General features: G+C 63.7%; 12 protein-coding genes and 1 pseudogene. 4 read left to right on the top strand and 9 right to left on the bottom strand.

Annotated elements, in window-relative coordinates; all coding sequences use genetic code 11:
- Positions 1–62: 62 nt before the first annotated feature.
- The gene (locus HVO_RS03240; protein ID WP_004043225.1) at positions 63–755 is read left to right on the top strand and encodes a hypothetical protein; all 693 of its coding nucleotides are present in this window, start codon (positions 63–65) and stop codon (positions 753–755) included.
- Between the two features lie 611 nt (positions 756–1,366).
- On the opposite strand, the pseudogene HVO_RS03235 reads toward HVO_RS03240, so the two are convergent.
- From HVO_RS03235 to HVO_RS03225, 3 genes and pseudogenes are all read right to left on the bottom strand, one after another.
- A pseudogene (locus HVO_RS03235) lies at positions 1,367–1,706 on the bottom strand (transposase); the annotation flags it as partial.
- Between the two features lie 521 nt (positions 1,707–2,227).
- Positions 2,228–2,761 (bottom strand): Lrp/AsnC family transcriptional regulator, encoded by a 534-nt coding sequence (locus tag HVO_RS03230; RefSeq protein WP_004043223.1) that lies wholly within the window; start codon positions 2,759–2,761, stop codon positions 2,228–2,230.
- A 48-nt stretch (positions 2,762–2,809) separates the two neighbouring features.
- Positions 2,810–4,147, bottom strand: a complete 1,338-nt coding sequence (locus HVO_RS03225; protein WP_004043222.1) for an aminotransferase family protein — start codon at positions 4,145–4,147, stop codon at positions 2,810–2,812.
- A 171-nt stretch (positions 4,148–4,318) separates the two neighbouring features.
- Between HVO_RS03225 and HVO_RS03220 the strand changes: the two genes are divergently transcribed.
- Complete coding sequence (locus tag HVO_RS03220) at positions 4,319–5,788, top strand: CoA-acylating methylmalonate-semialdehyde dehydrogenase (protein ID WP_004043221.1); 1,470 nt, start codon at positions 4,319–4,321, stop codon at positions 5,786–5,788.
- Positions 5,789–5,877: 89 nt separating this feature from the next.
- Here HVO_RS03220 and HVO_RS03215 read toward each other — a convergent pair whose 3' ends face one another.
- Together HVO_RS03215 and HVO_RS03210 are read right to left on the bottom strand one after the other, a co-directional pair.
- Entirely contained in the window at positions 5,878–7,650 is a 1,773-nt protein-coding gene (locus HVO_RS03215) for a TCP-1/cpn60 chaperonin family protein (protein ID WP_013035193.1), read from the bottom strand.
- 51 nt (positions 7,651–7,701) lie between these two features.
- Entirely contained in the window at positions 7,702–9,081 is a 1,380-nt protein-coding gene (locus HVO_RS03210) for a dihydroorotase (protein ID WP_004043219.1), read from the bottom strand.
- Positions 9,082–9,414: 333 nt separating this feature from the next.
- On the opposite strand from HVO_RS03210, the gene HVO_RS03205 reads away from it, so the two are divergent.
- Positions 9,415–10,389: an asparaginase gene (locus HVO_RS03205; RefSeq protein ID WP_004043218.1), complete on the top strand. Its 975-nt coding sequence runs from the start codon at positions 9,415–9,417 to the stop codon at positions 10,387–10,389.
- 106 nt (positions 10,390–10,495) lie between these two features.
- Here HVO_RS03205 and HVO_RS03200 read toward each other — a convergent pair whose 3' ends face one another.
- The 3 genes from HVO_RS03200 to HVO_RS03190 all read right to left on the bottom strand — a co-directional run bounded on the left by HVO_RS03200 (position 10,496) and on the right by HVO_RS03190 (position 13,856).
- Positions 10,496–11,395, bottom strand: coding sequence for a polysaccharide deacetylase family protein (locus HVO_RS03200; protein WP_049914847.1), 900 nt, complete (start codon positions 11,393–11,395; stop codon positions 10,496–10,498).
- Between the two features lie 97 nt (positions 11,396–11,492).
- Positions 11,493–12,389: an ABC transporter permease gene (locus HVO_RS03195; RefSeq protein ID WP_004043216.1), complete on the bottom strand. Its 897-nt coding sequence runs from the start codon at positions 12,387–12,389 to the stop codon at positions 11,493–11,495.
- Positions 12,390–12,446: 57 nt separating this feature from the next.
- Entirely contained in the window at positions 12,447–13,856 is a 1,410-nt protein-coding gene (locus HVO_RS03190; protein WP_004043215.1) for an extracellular solute-binding protein, read from the bottom strand.
- Positions 13,857–14,040: 184 nt separating this feature from the next.
- Between HVO_RS03190 and HVO_RS03185 the strand changes: the two genes are divergently transcribed.
- On the top strand, positions 14,041–14,805 hold the full coding sequence (locus HVO_RS03185; RefSeq protein ID WP_013035030.1) for an SDR family NAD(P)-dependent oxidoreductase: 765 nt from the start codon (positions 14,041–14,043) through the stop codon (positions 14,803–14,805).
- 69 nt (positions 14,806–14,874) lie between these two features.
- Here the strand turns inward: HVO_RS03185 and HVO_RS03180 are convergent, their stop codons facing one another.
- Positions 14,875–15,726: an ABC transporter permease gene (locus HVO_RS03180; RefSeq protein WP_004043213.1), complete on the bottom strand. Its 852-nt coding sequence runs from the start codon at positions 15,724–15,726 to the stop codon at positions 14,875–14,877.
- Positions 15,727–15,770: the final 44 nt, after the last annotated feature.

The following is a 15,770-nucleotide window of genomic DNA, read 5'->3' as shown; positions in this document are numbered from 1 at the left end:
TCGGTGGCCGACTGCGTCGAGACGAGTACACTGGCTCGAATCGGTGTTGGGCCTGTACGGCGGTGAACGTTGCTCTCTCGGCACTCGTCGCGGTCGTCTTGATTCCGCTGTCCGGTGTCGCGGCCGTTGTGGCGTTGACCGGGGCGCTCGCGACGGTGTACTTTCGAGGCTACCTCGTTCCGGGCACGCCGGAACTGACGAAGCGCTACCTGCCGTCACGGCTCCTCGCGTGGTTCGGCAAGCAGCCGCTGACGGTGTCACGCGAGGAGAGCACCGACGCATGGCTTCTCTCGCAGGGGCTTTTACGCGAGTCCTCGGATGGAGACTTCGCTCTCGACCCGGAGTTCAAAGCGTCGCTGGCCGCGGTTGACCCGCCGCAGTCGCCATCGGCTTCGCTCGCACGCGACATCCTCGAACTCCCTCCGACCGACGGCTCGTTCACCAGCCAGCAGGGTCGCTACACGCTTTCGGACGACGGCGACCCTATCGCAGCGTGGCCGTCCTCGCTTGCGCTTGACGCGGACCTTCGGGCGAAAGCGGTCTTCTCGGAGCGATATACTGGGTGGAACGAACGTCCGCCGGACGAAATCGCCGCCCTCCTCCGAAGCGTCCGCGCAACGGTTGACCGCTGTCTCCGGTGTGACGAATCGACCGAATACGAGCAGGTGACTCACGAGACGTGTTGTGCGTCCGTGACCGTCGAGCGACTCACTTGCCCGCAGTGTGACGAGCCACTGGTGGAACTACGTCGCTAACTCTCGCGGACAGCGCGAGTCACCCGCCGGATTGTCCGTGCCGACAACAACGGCTACATCGACAGCCAACTGGGCCTCATCGGGAACAGTACGACTTGACGTGCCAGTAGCTGAAATCGACTATCCGATTCCAGAAAAGTCGCTCACAGACTGTCAGGTAGCGAAAACCGACAGCCTACAAGGGTAAGTCACAGCTCGAACCCCCCGACCGGTCGAGCACCTCGTCGCACGGAAACAAGCGTCGCCCGTTAGTGGCTCGTTCTAAGAACCAAGGTTTTCGGAGTTAGCATAAATATGACTTCGAACTACCACTTTCGATTACCTCGTTGTCGCACGTAGACAACGAGGATTAGCGATATATCGACCCGCTGCCGAAATTACTCAATGAATCATATATCGCTATACCAAATTTATTGGTCGGGATGGCCACTGTTTCGGAGGATGGCCAGCGTTCAGTTTTATTCAATGATGTATTAGTCAGAATTATCTATCCTGATCGACCTCTTCGGTCGATTATCGAATCGAACTCTGCAAATGTCGGATTTCCGTCCGAAACTCCTGCCTCGAGATAGTGTTTCCACTCACGAAGGGCGAACCGAATTGGGAGCTGCTTAGTCTGCTGGGATCAGTGCAGAAGAAACCCATTCCACCATTCACCAGCTGTCAGGACAGGCGCATAGTCCATATCGCCGCTACTCCTGCTTTCAGGAGAAAGTCGGTAAGCCGCCAGATATTGTGCAGTAACGCTGCGAACACGAAGTAGAAGAGCCTGACGCGGTAGTCTTTCGAGGAGGTTTTCGCTAAGAAGTCGTACTTGATCGACTTGTACGCGTTTTCGATTTGCCATCGGCGGCTGTATCGCTGACAGTACGCCTCGGCCTCGGCTGGCCCAATCCTGAGGTTCGTTGCAAACACTGCTGTTCCGTCTCCTTTCGTCGAGGGGACGTACAGGGGTAACGCGGATACCGGCCATGGAAACACTTATTCTTTTAGTGATGATTGGGTGAGACGATGGCCGATGGCTTCCGAGATCTACTTAATTCGCTCCACGAACGCGGATATAGTACGATTTCCCGGGACGAGGGTTACGATAAGGAGGCTAGTGGAGTAGTTCCACTTAATCAAGAGGACTGCCGTGAGAAACCCTCTGGTTGGCGTCGATTTCTTCCTCAGATATACGATGCTGGGGACATCGACCTTGTGCCGAGTGATATTCGGTACATCGTTGAAGCTCATGGATTCCGAGTTGAACCAGTTGGCCGCGACGCAGATTCATTGACAGTACTGATACAACCGGATCTCGATCAGTAAGCACGCGCTATTGAGCGGCTGATTTCCTTACCGACGCTACAAATAACTCATACATCAAAATCATCCTCCGAGATTGTGGTCCGGTCCGCCGAGGTTGTGGGCCTTCCTGCGACTGTCGTGTCTTTTCTCGATGGCGGCCGCCAGCACCTGCTCGCCGGCCGTCAGCCGTCGGCGTCGTTCGACGGGTTGATGACGGCGGCGCGGGCCTCCTCGCTGAGGTTCGAGACGTATCTGCGGTCGTTTTCGAACTCCTGCATCACGAACTTCGAGGAGGTCTCATTCACGCCATCGATAGCCACCATCCGGTCGATGAGCGCGTTCAGTTGTTCTCGGGATTGGACGCGACTGATGACGACGAAGTCGATGTCGCCCATCGTGTAGTACACCTGTTCGACGCCGACGAGGGCGTCGAGTTCCGCGCCGATTTCGTCGGAGTAACCCGTCTCGTGGGTGACGGAGACGTCGGTGATGGCGACCATCTCCAACCCGAGCGACCGCGGGTCCACGTCGGCCGTGACGCCGCGGATCACACCACTTTCTTTCAGCTTGTTGATCCGGTAGTGGACGGCCGATTTCGAGATGTCGAGTTCAACCGCCAGCGTCTCCAAACTCACGTCGAAGTCGGCTTCGACGCGCTCGAGGATGGCGAGGTCCGTCTCATCCAAATCCGCGACCGACCGGAGTCCGTTGGTCATACCGACGGCTATGCGCCGTCGGGAAAAAGCCGTGTCGGTCCGTCGGGGCTAGTCCATCGCCGCGTCGGACACCGCCAGCCCGGCATTGAGCGCGTCGATGGCGGTGTCGACTTCGTCTTTCGTGATGGTGAGCGGGGGCGCGATGATGAGCGTGTTGATCATGTTCGCGACGTACGCCCCGTTTTCCTTCGCGGTTGCGGCCACCTCGTCGACGACGGTGCTCCCCGAACTAATCTTGTCCGAGCGTGTACCGAAGGGGACGCGCTCGTCGGCGCGGCGCGACAGCTCGATGCCGCGGAACAGACCGACGCCGCGCGTCTCGCCGACGCTGGGATGGTCCGCCGCGAGCTCCTCGATGCGCTCGCCGACGTACCCGCCCATCTCGTTGGCGCGGTCGATGAGGTTCTCTTTTTGGTAGGTCTCGATGGTTGCAAGGCCGGCGGCGACGGCGGCCGGGTGGCCGGAGTACGTGTGACCGTGACAGAACATGTTCTCCTCGAAGTGCTCGGCGATTTCGGACGTGACGATGGTCGCCCCGAGCGGTTGGTACGCGCCGGTCAGCCCCTTCGCCATCGTCATGATGTCGGGTTCGACGTCGAACACGTCGCAGCCGAACCACTCGCCGGTCCGTCCGAACCCGGACATCACCTCGTCGCAAATGAGCAGCGCCCCGTGGTCGTGGGCGATTTCCTTCAGCCGCGGCAGGTACTCGTCCGGTGGGACGAGTATGCCGTTCGACCCGACGATTGGCTCAACCAGAATCGCCGCGACGGTGTCGCCTTCGAGTTCGAGCATCTCGTCGATGTACTCGACACTCTCCATCGGGTCAAGCGTCGAGCCGTAGGCGTACGGGTCGGGCGCTTTGATAGTCCCTGGAATCCCCGGTTCGGCGGGCAGCCGGCGGGGGTCGCCGGTGACGCTTATCGACCCGTACGTCGCGCCGTGGTACGAACGATAGCGCGAGACGACTTTCTGTTTCCCCGTATAGAACCGGGCGATTTTGATTGCCGCCTCCACCGCTTCGGTTCCACTCGTGGAGAAGAACGTCTTCGAGAGATCCCCGGGTGTCACCTCCGCGAGCTTCTTTCCGAGCTTCGCCCGCGCATCGGTCGTGTAGCCCGGCGAGACGTACGCCGCCTTCCGCATCTGTTCTTCGACCGCGTCGATGACCGCGTCCGCGGAGTGACCGAGGTTCGAGCACATCAACTGGCTCGAAAAGTCGACGTACTGGCCACCGTCCGCAGTGGTGAACTGCGCTCCGTCGGCGTCAACGACCTGCGTCGGCGATACGTCCTTCTGGAACGACCACGTCCCGAACACGTGCTCTTTGTCGACCCGCTCCGTCTCGTTCAGTTCGGACCCGCCGCTTGGTTCTCGCTCCGGCATCGTTGTTGAACGACTACTACCCTGCTATTGATTAATCTTTGCACTAGATGCTTATTTCTAGAACAGCGTTCGAGACTCTTTGAAATTCAATGGACAAATTCTTTCTTTAGAGCTATATTTCGAAAATCGTAGGAAAGACTTAATTGGGAGCGAACTGCAGTCGAACGTACCATGCGAGAAGACGCTTCAGCGGGAGGCGAAGTACAGAACTACGTCGACGGGGAATGGCGTCCGGCGTCCGGCGACGACGGGCGGGACGTGGTCGACCCGGCGACGAGAGACACCGTCGCGTCGGTCACCTACAGCACCGCGGCGGACATCGACGACGCGGTGAGCGCGGGGAAGGCGGCGTTCGAGACGTGGCGGTCGACGCCCGTCGAAGAGCGCATCCAACCCCTGTTCGAGCTGAAGCGACTGCTCGAAGCGAACCAAGACGACATCGCCGAGGCGCTCGTCCGCGAGCACGGCAAGACGTTCGACGAGGCCAAAGGCGAACTGCGCCGAGGCATCGAGAACGTCGAGGTCGCCTGCGGCATCCCGTCGATGATGCAGGCGGGCCACCTTCCGAACGCCGCGCCCGGCATCGACGAAACGGCGGTCAGAAAGCCGCTCGGGGTGTTCGCTGCGGTCACGCCGTTTAACTTCCCGGGGATGATTCCGCTGTGGTTCCTGCCGTACGCGGTCGCCACCGGCAACGCGTTCGTGCTCAAGCCGAGCGAGAAGACGCCCGTGACCGCCCGGCTCATCTTCGAACTCGTCGACGAGGCCGGCTTCCCGGACGGCGTCGTCCAACTCGTCAACGGGGGCGCCGACACGGTGAACGCGCTCGTCGAACACGACGGCGTCGAGGGCATCTCCTTCGTCGGGAGCACGCCCGTCGCCAAGCACGTCTACAAGACGGCCGCCGCGCACGGCAAGCGCGTGCAGGCGCAGGGCGGCGCGAAAAATCATATCGTCGTCGCCGCCTCCGCGAACCTCGACTTCGCGGCCGAACAGACCATCGGATCCGCGTTCGCCAACACGGGCCAGCGCTGCCTCGCCAACCCCGTCGCGGTCGTCGAGGACGCGATTTACGACGAGTTCGCAGAGTGCGTCGTCGACATCGCGGCGGGGATGACGTTGGACAACGGTCTCTCCGAGGACGTCGACATGGGCCCGCTCATCTCCGGGGCGGCCCGCGACCGCGTCAAGGAGTACGTCGAAACCGGGGTCGAAGAGGGGGCGACGCTCCTGTACGACGGCCGCGACGCCGACGTGCCCGCCGAGGGGAGCTTCCTCGGGCCGACCGTCTTCGGCGACGTGTCGCCCGACGACACGATTGCTCGCGAGGAGATTTTCGGGCCGGTGTTGGCGCTTGTCCGCGCCGACGACTTCGACCACGCCGTCGAGGTCGTCAACCGAAGCGAGTTCGGCAACGCGTCCAGTCTGTTCACCGACCGCGGGGCCGACGCCAAGCGGTTCCGACACGAGGTGGAGGCGGGCAACCTCGCGGTGAACGCGGGCACCGCCGCGCCGATGGCGTTCTTCCACTTCGGCGGCTGGAAGGACTCCTTCTTCGGCGACCTCCACGCGCAGGGCGACGACGCGATTCGCTTCTACACCGATGAGGCCGTCTACATCGAGCGCTGGCCGGACGCCTGACGCGACCCGAATCGAACGGAACACGGTTGCTTCTTTTTCGAGGTCGGCAGCGACCACCCGTCGGCACCCACACGTCGACGCGCCGCGTCTCAGATATCCCAGCGCGTCCCGTCGGTGTGTTCGAGGTAGTCAGCGTGTTTTTCGGCCTCTTCGTCGTAGATTGCCTCGCCCGGTCCCGCCGGCTCCTCGGTGAAGTCGGCGTCCACGGCGTCGTCGACTCTGAGCACGAGATTCGCCACCTCCGAGGCGCGCAGCACGACCCGGCGCTTCGTCGCCGCGGCGTCGAAGACGCCGCACTCGGCGGCGTTTCCGACCTCGCCGTCCGGAAGGACGAACCCCGCGGCGTCGTCGCCCGCGGCGTGTGCCGCCTTCAGGTCGGCCAGCAGTTCGACGTGGTCTTCGCCCGCGTTGCGGACGAGCGTCGCCACGACGGCTTCGAGGGCGTCGGCGAACGCCGTCATCGCCAGTTGCGCCCGCGACGGCTCCGCGCGCGCGGCCTCGCGGACGGCGGCGGCCATGCGGAGTTCGATTGCGCCGCCGCCGGGGATGACACCACCCCGGTTCCCGCCGCGGCCGCGGGCCGCGCCGACGGCCGCGGCGGCCTTCCGCACTTCGCTCGTCGCCTGCGCCGCGATTTGATCGGTCACACCGCGGAGGAGCACCGTCACCGAGTCGGGGTTCTCACAGCCCTCGAAGACGGTCATAAACCGGTTTTTCCGGCGGTGCCGGCGCGGTTCGCGCATCACTTCCTCGACGACGCCGGCGTGTCCGAGGTCGCCCGCGGAGACGTCGGTCGGGTTGGTCACGACGCTTGCGCCCGTCGCCCGCGCCACCTGTTCGAGATGGAGCCGGTTCACTCGCCTGATGCCGACGATGCCGCGGTCGGCGAGGAGTCGCTGGTACTCGTCGTTGATGCCGAGGCGGGTGACGACGACGTCGACCCCGAGGTCGTCGATGCGGTCGACCACCCGCTCGCGCCGCTCCGTGTACACGTCTTCCATCGCCGCGGCGTCGTCGGGCGACGAGAGGTCAAGAGAGGCGCCCTCGGTCCACAGCTCTGGGTCCGACAGCGACCGCTTGAATCCGCCCAGCGCGAGCACGGTCGCGTCCTCGACGCGGACAGGCATCTCCTCCGAGACGCGGTGGTTCACGCCGAGCACCGCGCCGTCGACGAGCCGGGAGTCACTCATCGACCCCTTGCTCACGCACCGCACCGCAAGCGTCGCCTCGGTCGGGAAGCCGACGGCGTCGACGGCGTCGACGACGCCCTCGGCCAACCCGCCGACGACGCCGCCCACGTCGTTTCCGGTCATCGCGGTCCGCGCAATCGCGAGGTCCGTCGCTCGCCGGCCGTCGTGCGGCGTCGTCGCCGCGTCAAGTTCCGCGAGGGCGGCGTCCATCGCCCGGTGGTAACCGGCTCGGAGGTCGTACGGGTGGACACCTCGGTCGAACAGCTCGACCGCCTCGTCGAGCAGCTCCGACATGAGCACCACCGTCGCGGTGACGCCGTCGGGGATGTCCGCGCCCTCGACGGCCGTCTCGCCCGGCCGCTCCGGGCCGATAACCCGCGTCACGACCGGCGCGATGGGATGCGTGGTCGGAAGCGACTCCAGCAGGCTCGCCCCGTCGCTCGTGACGGTGATGTCGTCGGCTGTCATCTCGTTGGCCGCGTGGGGAACCTCGTTTTCGTCCGGCCCGCGGCTTCTGAGCGCGTTGACAATCATCTTGTCGCGCGACGCCGGCCCCAGCGCGGAGGCCAGCACGTCGGCGAAGGCGTTCACCGCGACCACGTTCGCGTGTGGAAACAGCGGTGCGCCGTCGCTGTCGGTCGGCACCGCTGGCTCCTGTGCTGCGTTACTCATTCACACGTCGAATGAGACCAGACGGTGAAAAGCCTGTCCCTCCCGGCGGTCTCAGGCGTCCCAGTCCGGCAGTTCCCGGTTGATGTACTCGCCGTGGCCCGGCTCGGAGACGATTTCGCCGTCGTCAGCGATGAGTTCGCCGCGGACGAACGTCTTTTTCACGCGACCGGTGACCTCTCGGCCCTCGTAGATGGAGAAGTCGGCGTTCGAGGCGTTGTCCTCGGCAGTAATCGTGTACGTCTCCTCGGGGTCGAACAGAATCACGTCCGCGTCCGTGCCAGGGTCCAGAGTGCCTTTGTCCGACATCCCGAAGATGCGCGCGGGGTTCCGGCTCATCACGCGGACGAGGAACGGGTACGAGAAGTCGCGCTCGTTGACCGCCTCGTCGTGGAACACCGGCACGGACACCTGAAGGGCGTTCGCGCCGAACGTCGAGTCCCACCAGTTGTCTACCTCCTTGGACTCGCGTTTGTAGCCGCAGTGGTCCGTCGAAACCACGTCGAGCGTGCCGTCGGCGAGATGTTCGAACATCGCCTCTACGTCATCCTGTTTGCGGATTGGCGGCGCTATCATGGGAAGGTTACCCTGCGTCTCGAACACGTCGTCGGTGAGCGTCGTGTAGTGGGTGCAGGTCTCTGCGCGGACCGCCGAGCCGTCGTCGCGGAACTGCGACAGCACCTCCGCGGACTTGCGGCAGGAGGTGTGGATGCCGTAGTACTTCGCCCCCGTCTCTTGGGCCATCCGCACGGCATCCTCGGCGGCCATCGCCTCGGCGTAGTCCGGCCGCGACTGCAGGTAATCGGTCGGGTCGCCGCGACCCTCCGCTTTGAACCGCGCTGTGAGCGCGTCGATGAGCGAGGCGTCCTCGGTGTGGTAGACGCCGACGGCGTCGATGTCGGCTATCTCCTCCATCACGGTGTGCATGAACCCGTTCGAGAGGCCGTGTTCGTAGGTGGTGAACATCTTGAACGAGGAGACCCCTGCGTCGACGGCGTCTGCGAGCTCCGACAGCACCGCCGGGTCCTCGCGGGTGATAGCCCCGTGGAAGGCGTAGTCGACGTGGGCGTTCGCGGCCTTCTCGCGCTTGCGCTCGATACCCTCTAACAGCGTCCCGCCTTCCTCGAAGATGGACAACTCGCCCGTCCACGCCTGCCAGGCGAAGTCGACGTAGGAGGTGACGCCCCCGAGGGCCGCCGCCGCCGACGCCGTCTCGTGGGTGTCTATCGAGAACATGTCGTCGATGTGGACGTGCGGGTCAATCATGCCGGGCATCACGAGCAGTCCCTCGGCGTCAATCGTCTCCGTCGCGTCCGGCATCGACGACGCGTCGCCGACGGCGACGATTTCCTCGCCGTCTATCGCTACGTCGGCGTCGAACGTGTCCGTCGCGGTGACGACCGTACCACCAGTAATCAGTGTGTCGACTGGCATACCATCGATAATTCCGGGCCGATAGTAAAAAGGTTCACCCGATCGCCGCTGAACCGAGTCGTTCGTCAGATTCGTTTCGTCCGTCACCAGGCGGTGCAACCGGAGTCACCGCCCTCCAAATTACAGAGCTATAATCGTAATAGTTCCATTGATTCTTAATATTGTTTGGCAGACTGCTGCATTGTTCCCTCGACCGACACGTTCGCCGTTGAGGTGTGTCGGCGGTCGTCGGCGGGTCGAGCGTCGCCGGCCGTGGTCGCGGGGTCTCACCGGGCCGCCGCTCGCGTTTGCGTGGACGAAAGAGCTAATCCGCGGAGCCCCAACAGCACTCATATGCCTCCACAGGTCACGGTTCTCAGCACCGGCGGCACTATCGCAAGCACCGACGGCGAAGGCGGCGCGACGCCGAGCAAGCGCGGCGCGGCGCTCGTTGACGCCGTTCCCGAACTCGGTGAGTACGCCGAAGTCGAGGTACGGGACGTGGCGCTCCGTCCGAGCTTCGACATGGACTTCGAGACGGTCGCGGCGACCGCTCACGCGGCGCGCGACGCCGCCGTGGACGGTGCCGACGGTGTCGTCGTCACCCACGGAACGGACACGATGGAAGAGTCCGCGTACTACCTTGACCTCGCGTTGGACCTCGACGTGCCGGTGGTGTTCACCGGCGCGCAGCGCCGCCCGAACGAGGTAAGCGCCGACGGCCCGAGCAACCTCCTCACGGCCGTCCGCGCGGCCGTCGACGAGTCGTTCACGGGGCGCGGCGGCGTCTACGTCGCTTTCGACGAGCAACTCCACGCCGCCCGCGACGCGACCAAGATACACACCAGCGACCTCGATGCGTTCGCCTCGCCGGACGCGTCACCGGTCGCTCGGTTCACCCGCGAGGGAACGCGCCTCCTCCGCAAACCCGGGAGTCGGTCCGCGTCGGTGGACGCCATCGAGTCTTCGAAAGACGTGGCCGTCGTCCAGAGCTACATCGGGGCCGACGACCGACAGCTCCGGTCCGTCGTCGAGGCGGGGGCCGACGGCGTCGTCCTCGAAGGGACCGGATTGGGGAATGCGACGAACGCGCTGGGCGAGGCCGCCGGCTCGCTGGCCGAAGACGGCTACCCCGTCGTCGTCACGACGCGGTGTCAGGGCGGGGCGGTCGCGCCGGTGTACGGGTCACCCGGTGGCGGAGAGACGCTCCGTGACCGCCGCGTCATCGACGGGTCGGACCTCCCGGCACACAAGGCGCGCATCAAGCTCATGCTCGTGTTGGAATCGGTCGGCGACGACTTGGCGGCTATCCGCGCAGCGTTCGAGTAACCGGCCGGCCGCGGACGCTCGCGGCGCTGGTTCGTCGCGGTCGAAACGTCGAAAAAGTCGGTTCGGAGACGGTCGTCGCACTGACGGTCGGTCGCTGACAGTCTGGTCAGACGTAGCCGCTTTCGCTCTCGTAGACGCTCGGGTCGTCTTTGTACTTCCGGGCGACCGCTTCGAGCGTCTTGAACTCGGCGTTCTCGTGGCTCTTCACGTACTGAATGAAGTCTTCGAGGAACGGAATCATGTGTGGCAGGCCGTGCAGGTCGGGGTGGATGGTGAACGTGTAGACGCCCGCCCCGCGGCGGTTGTACAGGTACTCGAACTGCTTTTTGTAGTACTGCTCGTACATCATGTTCGGGTCCTTGTACCCCGAGTGGTAGAGGGGCTGTTTGATGAACAGCATCGGCGGAATGTCGTCACGATACCAGCTGATAGGTATCTCCACCACGTCGGTCTCAGCGCCGTACTCGTACGGCGACATCCACGTCTCGGCGTCCTGTTCGTACTGAATCTTCGTCCAGCTGTCGCCTTTCCGCATGTAGCCCGGCTCGAACTCTCGTTCCATCAGGCTGCTGTCGTACAGGAAGCCGTGTTTCTCGACCAGTTCCGGCGTGTTCTCGCTGAACTCCCACCAGCTCGCGCGGTGACCCACCGGCGGGTCGCCCGTCACATCCTCGATGAGCTCGATAGATTTCTCGATGATGGCATCTTCCTGTTCCCGCGAGAGGTCCGTCGGGTTCTCGTGTGAGTACCCGTGGACTCCGATTTCGTGGCCGCCCGCGGCGACCGCCTCCACCTCGTCGCGGAACGTCTCGATGGTGTGGCCGGGAATGTACCACGTCGTGTCGATACCCTCGTCTTCGAACAGCTGGACCATTCTCGGAATTCCCTCGTTGCCCGCCGAGAGGCCCCGAGAGAGGTCCGCCGGCGAGTCGGCCCCGCCGTACGACCCGAGCCAGCCAGCTACACAGTCGGCGTCTACACCGATAGCTACGTCAATGTCTCCCATGCTAAGCATTAGTACGCTTTCGCGGAGAGAATATAACTGAGCGCGTTGTCGCAAAAATAGCCGGTAGTCGGGCGCTACGCCGGCGGCCATGCCATCCTCACCCTTGCGTAATCTCGCTGATGTCGACGATGCGCGTCATCGCGTAGACGACGACGAAGATAACGAGTAGGAGCACGATAGAGAGCGCGGCCGCGTTGGGGTAGTTCAGCCCGTTGTTCACCGCGAGATAGATGAGTGTGGTGATGGTCGACTCGCCGCCCGAGAGGAACTGCGGGACCATGAAGTCGCCGATAGAGAGGACGAACACGAAGATGGCACCGATGGTCACCCCGGGCAGGCTCAATGGGAGCGTGATGTGTCTGAACGTCGCCACCGGCCCGCCGCGGAGCGTCTCGGAGGCGTCGAGCAGGTCTTCGTCTATCTGCGACAGCGAGACAAAGATGGGCGCGGCCATGAACACCACGTACGCGGCGACGTATCCCACCATCTGCGAGAATGGGGAGAATAACAGCCAACTGAGCGGCTCCTCGACGACGCCGACCCAGAGGAGCAGTCTGTTGATGACGCCCGTCCGTCCGAGAATTGGGTTCCACCCGATGGTGCGGATGAGCGCCGATGTCCAGAAGGGGATAACGAGGAACAAAAGCAGTAGCGTGCCGCCGCTCTCGCTCGTGTAAAACCGCAGGTAGTACGCGATGGGGTAGCCGAACAGCAGACACAGCGCCGTCACGCCAACGCCGACGACGAGCGTCCTGACGAACGTGGAGTAGACTGTCTGGTCGAACACGGACTCCCAGGCGGTCAGCGAGAACTCCCAGACGACACTGAAGCTCTCGTAGGTGAGGAAGCTGTACACGGCGATAATCGCAAGCGGCGCGAGCAGGAACGCGGAGAACCAAAGCACCGTCGGTGTCACGAGCGCCTGCACTTCGCCGAACCGAAACCGCTCGCCGAGGCTCGGCGTGGTCGTGTCTTCGGACGTTTCTAATGCCATGTGTTGGCAAGTCACGAGGACGGTACAAATAAATTTCGCACCGCGGTGGGCGTCGGTTCAGGCGCTGGTAAAGTCCGACCACCGCGAGAGCATATACTCGGAGTTGTCGGGCCAGATTTGGAAGAAGCCGATGCGGTCGATGCGCTCCTCGATTGGGCCGGAGTCGCGGGCAATGCCGTCGCTGGCGGAGTCGCCTTCCTCCATCGACCACTCGTACTCCATGGGGTCGAACAGCGCCTCGGACTCGAACTGCGTCTCCGAGAGGGGGGTGTAGGTGCTCTCGCCCTCGTAGGCCCAGTCGTAGTACTCCGGACCCATCCCCTCGCCGGACTCGTCAGAACCGGTTCGGACGAGTTCCTGGTTCGGGTAGTGCGGGACCGAGTATCCCCAGTTCTGGATGTATCCCGGGAACCACGCGCCGTAGTGGACATCGTTGATGAGCGAGTACACCTCGTTGAGGTTGTTCCGGTCGCGCGCGCCGGGACGTAACGGCGCGATGCCACCGTACCAGTAGCGGTAGCCCTGCACGCCCTCGGACATCGTGGCGTAGGTACACGGCGTGCCGCTCCGGCGGACGTCCATCGCCGCCGGCTGCCAGAGGTCGCCGAGGATGGCCTCTTCGGACGCCATCAGGTTCACTGAGGTTCCGTAGGCGGTCCACGTCGAGCGGAACTGTCCCGCCTGCTTCTCGCTGACGAGGAAGTCGACCGCCTGGTCCATCTGCTCTTCGGTCGGGTTGTTGAGCTGGCCGATGTCGGCGTCTATCATGTCGTTGTCCAGGAGATGCATCAGCGTCTCCGGAATCGCAATAGACGACACCGCGCCCATCGCCACCTGCCCCGAGTACTGGTCGTCGAACAGCGCCGACCACGTGCTCACGTCGTCCACCTGCGTCGGGTTGTAGCCGATGGCGTCGAAGTTGTACACGTGCGGCGGCAGCAGCATCTCGGTCTGCTCGTCGTCGGCCCACAGCAGGTCGAGCACCGTCTCGGTCTGTTCTCCCAGGTGGCTCAGCCGTTCGGTGGGGTTGGTAAACAGGTCCGACACCAGGTCGGGGTTCCAGTTGTCGAGTTCGTCGACCGGGACGGGAATACTCGCGTCATTGTCCTGGACGATAGCGCCCGCGCCGGGCGAGTCCGACGAGACCATGTCCATGTTCGCCTGCCCGCCGCTGAGCACCTGCTGTTGGGTCGTCGGGATGTCGGCCGTGGTGACGTTAACCGAGATATCGGTCATCTCGGTGAACTTGTCAGCCTGTCCGTCGCGAACCGCCCACGCGGGACCGATCCACTCCAGCGGCCGAGACCCGTCGGTGGTTCCGCCGCCGGAACTGCTCGACGTCGTGTCACCTTCACCGGAGCCGCTCGTCGTCCCCGATCCGCCGTCGCCGCCGTTCCCGGCGCATCCGGCGAGGGCGGCCCCGGCGGCCGCTCCGCTCGCAAACTTTACAAAGTTTCGCCTATTCATGCTATCAGGCATGGAATAGGAGTCTATAACGACACTACTTAGTCTTTTGCGTCTTTTTCGGATATTTGTGTGACCGATTGGGTTTCACCCGCCCGCCCGACGGAGCGGACCGAAACGGACGTTTCGCTCCCGTGGTTGCTCCCCCGTCGCTAACTACTTGTACCGCGATATGAATTGACACCACGTGTCACGATTAGACGGTTCGGTCGCGTTAGTCACTGGTGCATCGAGCGGTATCGGCAACGCAATCGCGGCGGCGTTCGGCCGCGAGGGGGCGACGGTGGTCGTCGCCGACGTGCGCCGGGAGCCGAAACTGGACGACGAGCGGTCAGTGTTCGAGAAATTAGACGACACCGGCGCGGAGTACTCCTTCGTCGAGTGCGACGTGTCCGACCCGGCGGCGGCGGAGGCGGCCGTCGAACACGCGGTCGACTCCTACGGTCAGTTAGACGTGCTGGTGAACAACGCGGGCATCTACTACCAGTATGAGGCCGAAGCGACGCCCGTCGAGGACTGGGACGCCATCGTAGACGTGAACGCCCGCGGGACGTTCCTCTGTTCGAAGTACGCCCTGCCGCACCTCCGCGAGAGCGCCGGCAAGGTCGTCAACCTCGCGTCCATCTTCGGACTGGTCGGCGGCGGCCGGAGCGCCGCCTACTGCGCTTCGAAAGGGGCCGTCGCCAACCTCACCCGCCAGATGGCGCTGGACTACGCGCCCGACGAGGTGAACATCAACGCCTTGGCTCCCGGTATCATCGAGACGGCGCAGAACGTCGAGTGGCGCGAGAACGCCCCCGAGATAATCGCCGAATGGGAGGCCGCGACGCCGTGGCCGACGTTCGGGTCGCCCGAAGACGTGGCCGACGCCGCGCTGTTTCTCGCCTCCGACGAGAGCGACTTCGTCACCGGAGCGGTGCTCTCAGTCGATGGCGGGTGGACCAGCCACTGACCGTCACGCGACGTCTCTGAACGGTCCAAGAATATCGCAGACCGCCGACCCGGTCCGAGTCACCGACCCTCAGGACCGGCGGTTGTACACGATGAGCAGTCCCGCGGCGGCTAAGAGGAGCGTCGAGAAGACGGTGGTGAGGCTCCCGAGCGCGAACAGGTAGGGCTGGACGCGCGTGCCGGCGGCGATGGCGAATACCTCGAGCGGCATCGTGTTCTGATTCCCCACGAGCAGGAGACTCCGCGTCGCCTCGTTGTACGACAGCGTGAATGCGAATACGGCCGCACCGAGGAGTGTCGGCGCTATCTGCGGGAGTATCACGTTTCGGAACCGCGAGAGTGGCCCCGCGCCCAGCACGCGTGCGGCCTCCTCGTTTTCCTTGAGCGCCGGCGGGAACCCCGCGAGGAGGACGATGACCGCGAAGGGAAGCGCCCAGACGACGTGGACAGGAACCGCGAGCCACAGGTTCTTCGTCAGCCCGAGCACCTCGTTGAGAAGCAGCGTCGCGCCGACGCCGTACGTGATGCCGGGCGTGATGATGCCCAGGATGAGGAGAAACAGCAGGCCGCGCTGTCCCCAGAAGTCGTAGCGGTACGCCAGCGCCGTCGCCGTCGCAAGCACCGTCGTGATGACGGTCACGACGAGCGCCAGCGTGACCGACCGCCGGACGGCCTCGATGAGTCCCTCGTTGGCAAGCAACTCTCCGTACCACTCGAAGGTGAACTCGACGAATGGAAACGTCAGCCCACCCGAATTGAACGAAAACGCAATGACCGAAAAGATGGGCAAATAGATGTACGCCGCGGCAAGCAGGAAGTACGCCAGAAGTACTCGCTTGACGCTGACGGCCTCGATGACCCCCGTGATCGGGGACTGACCCGACGCTACAGTCTCCTCGGAACGTTCGGTTTGTGTCGACATCTACAGAGAGCCATTCGGAGCCACCAATATAAGTCCACGGTATG

Origin of the sequence: Haloferax volcanii DS2 (assembly GCF_000025685.1) — an archaeon.
GTDB classification, from domain to species: domain Archaea; phylum Halobacteriota; class Halobacteria; order Halobacteriales; family Haloferacaceae; genus Haloferax; species Haloferax volcanii.
Note: the sequence above shows the minus strand (reverse complement) of the source record. Positions and strands in the feature narration are given on the sequence as shown.